The following is a 2,752-nucleotide window of genomic DNA, read 5'->3' as shown; positions in this document are numbered from 1 at the left end:
GCCAGGTCGGTGACCACCACGTCGGCGCCGTGCGCGCGCAGGTCGTCCGCCTGGCCGACGCGGTCGACGCCGATCACGTACCCGAAGCCGCCGGCCTTCCCGGCGGCGACGCCGGCCAGCGCGTCCTCGAAGACGGCCGCGTTCGCCGGCTCCACGCCGAGCAACTGCGCGCCGGCGAGGAAGGTGTCCGGGTGCGGCTTGCCGCGCAGCCCGCGCTCGCGGGCGACCAGCCCGTCCACCCGGGCCTCCAGCAGCGGGTCCAGCCCGGCTGCGGCGACCACGTCCCGGCAGTTGGCGCTGGCCGAGACCACCGCCCGGCGCAGCCCGGCGCGGGCGGCCGCCTCCAGGTAGCGCACCGAGCCCTCGTAGACCTCGACGCCGTCGGTGTGGATCCGCTTGAGCAGGATGACGTTCTTCCGGTTGCCCACCCCGTTGACGGTCTCCGCCTCGGGCGGGTCGTCCGGCGAGCCCTCGGGCAGGGTGATCCCGCGCGAGGCCAGGAACGAGCGCACCCCGTCGGCCCGCGGCTTTCCGTCCACGTACCGGTTGTAGTCCGGGCCGGGGTCGAACGGGCGGAACGGCTCGCCGGTGGCCGCCGCGCGTGCCTTCAGGAACGCGTTGAAGGTCTCGGTCCAGGCGGCGTTGTGCACCTTGGCGGTCTGCGTGAGCACACCGTCCAGGTCGAAGAGACAGGCGGTCACGTGACCGGGTAGGCCCAGCATTGCCTGAATCTATCCAGGGCATCGGCCGGGCAAACCCGATTCGGACCTCAGCGGTTCGGGCGAAGTGTCCAGATCACGGTGAGGACCGAGGTCACCGTGCCGTCCTCGGTGCCGATCTCCACCTCGACCGGGAACTCGGGTCGCTGCCCGGCGTCCAGTTCGGCGACCACCTCGGCCGGGGTGCGGCCCAGCCGCGCGGTGGCCAGGACCGGCCCCAGGGCGACCTTCTGGTAGCGGATGCTGGCGGTCACGGCCAGCGGCACGGCCCGGTCGAGCACCTGCCCGAACGCGGCGAGCACCACTGCTCCCGAGGCGGTCTCCCCCAGGGTGAACATGGCACCGGCGTGCGGGCCGCCGACGTGGTTGTGGTGCTCCGGGGCGTCGGGGAGCCGGACCACGGCCCGGACGCCGCCCTCGGCCTCGGGGGCGACCTCGACGAATTCGATACCGAGCGTGCGGGCGAAGGGCACGGCCTCCAGCAGACCGGCCGCCACCTGGCGAGAGTCGATGGACATGCCCAGACGCTACTCGCCAGTAACTTCCCCGGCAAGGCCCGGGGCGGCGCCGGGCCCGACCTGGCCGGCGGGATGGCGCTCGGCATCGCTGCGCAGCACGCAGAACTCGTTGCCTTCGGGGTCGGCCAGTACGACCCAGCCGCTGCCGTCCGGCTCACGTCGGTCGGCGACGACGGTGGCGCCCAGGGCCAGGATCCGCTCGACCTCCCGGTCCCGCGGCACGTCCGGCTCCAGGCAGACGTGCACGCGGTTCTTCACGGTCTTCGGCTCCGGCACGCGCTGGAAATGAAGCGTCGGGCCGCCGGGCGGCGCGATGGCGACTTCCTCGTCACCGGGCTCCGACTCCGGGTCGACCGGGCAGTCGAAGACCCCGCTCCAGAACCGCGCCAGCTCGGACGGATCGGCGCAGTCGAACGCGACGTTGCGGATCACCGTCCCCATCCCGGGCTCAGTGGCGCTTGGCGTACGCGACGAAGGACGCCCAGCTCGCCGCGGTGAAGGTGAGCGCCGGCCCGTGCGGGTCCTTGCTGTCCCGCACGGCGACCACGCCGGGCAGGTTGTCGGCCACCTCCACGCAGTCGCCCTGGTTGCCGCTGCTGCGGGTGCTCTTGCGCCAGATCGCGCCGGTCAGGTCCATCGCTCTGCCGCCTCCGAGATCGCCGCCAGGGTGGCACCGTGCGGCATGGCCTCCGCCCGCACGGACTCCCAGATCTGCCGCAGGGAGTTTACGTCCACGGTCCGCTCGACGATGGTGCCCTGCAACTGGTTATCCAGGTAACCCACGTCGTCGCCGTCGGGTGGGGTGGCGAGCACGAAGGCGCCGTTCAACCCCGGGTAGGCGCCGGCGTCACGCGGCACCAGGTGCAGGTGGACGCGGGGCCGCCGGCCCACCTCGACGAGGTGTCGCAACTGCTCCCGCATCACCTTCGGGCCGCCGACCGGACGCTCCAGCACGCTGTAGTCGAGCACCGCCACGAACTGCGGCGGACCCGGTCGGTTCAACACTGCCTGGCGGGCCAACCGCGCGGCGAGCGGTTGCTCGATCTCCTCCCCGGCGAGCTGCGCCGCCCCTTCGTACAGCGCCCGGGCATACGGCTCGGTCTGGAGCAGGCCGGGCACCACCAGCGGCTGAAAGCTGCGCAAGGTCGCCGCCTCCTGCTCGATGGTCACCCACTCGCGGAACCACGGCATGAGGCTCTCGCGGATCAACGCGTCGCGGATCCGGACCAGCAGGCCGCCCGCGCGCAGCACCTCGTCGCAGCGCGCGGCGAACTCCTCCCGGGGCGGGCGGCGGCACTGCTCGACCGCCGCGACCAGCGAGGCCGAGTAGTTGACCCGCTCGCCCAGCGCCTCCTGGGACAGCCCGGCGTCACCGCGCAGCCGGCGCAGCTCCCCGGCGAACAGCTCCAGCATCGGCATCCGGCTCATCTGCACACCTCTGCACACCTCTGCACATCGGGGAACGGCCGGTCGGACGGCCGGGCTGGTGGGGGTGGAACGACTTCCGACCCTAGC

General features: G+C 73.0%; 5 protein-coding genes. All 5 read right to left on the bottom strand.

Annotation, left to right across the window (positions count from 1 at the left end; translation table 11 throughout):
- Positions 1-722, bottom strand: a 722-nt coding sequence (locus ACW0Q9_RS30120; protein WP_456187097.1) for a beta-phosphoglucomutase family hydrolase, incomplete at its 3' end; no start/stop codon positions are given.
- 47 nt (positions 723-769) lie between these two features.
- Positions 770-1,237, bottom strand: a complete 468-nt coding sequence (locus tag ACW0Q9_RS30115) for a DUF4442 domain-containing protein (protein ID WP_456187095.1) — start codon at positions 1,235-1,237, stop codon at positions 770-772.
- Between the two features lie 9 nt (positions 1,238-1,246).
- On the bottom strand, positions 1,247-1,678 hold the full coding sequence (locus ACW0Q9_RS30110) for a VOC family protein (protein WP_456187093.1): 432 nt from the start codon (positions 1,676-1,678) through the stop codon (positions 1,247-1,249).
- A 7-nt stretch (positions 1,679-1,685) separates the two neighbouring features.
- On the bottom strand, positions 1,686-1,874 hold the full coding sequence (locus ACW0Q9_RS30105) for a DUF397 domain-containing protein (protein WP_456187091.1): 189 nt from the start codon (positions 1,872-1,874) through the stop codon (positions 1,686-1,688).
- The gene (locus ACW0Q9_RS30100) at positions 1,865-2,665 is read right to left on the bottom strand and encodes a helix-turn-helix domain-containing protein (protein ID WP_456187089.1); all 801 of its coding nucleotides are present in this window, start codon (positions 2,663-2,665) and stop codon (positions 1,865-1,867) included. The genes ACW0Q9_RS30105 and ACW0Q9_RS30100 overlap by 10 nt, the downstream gene beginning before the upstream one ends.
- Positions 2,666-2,752 lie beyond the last annotated feature (87 nt).

It is taken from the genome of Micromonospora sp. I033 (genome assembly GCF_053890995.1).
Note: the sequence above shows the minus strand (reverse complement) of the source record. Positions and strands in the feature narration are given on the sequence as shown.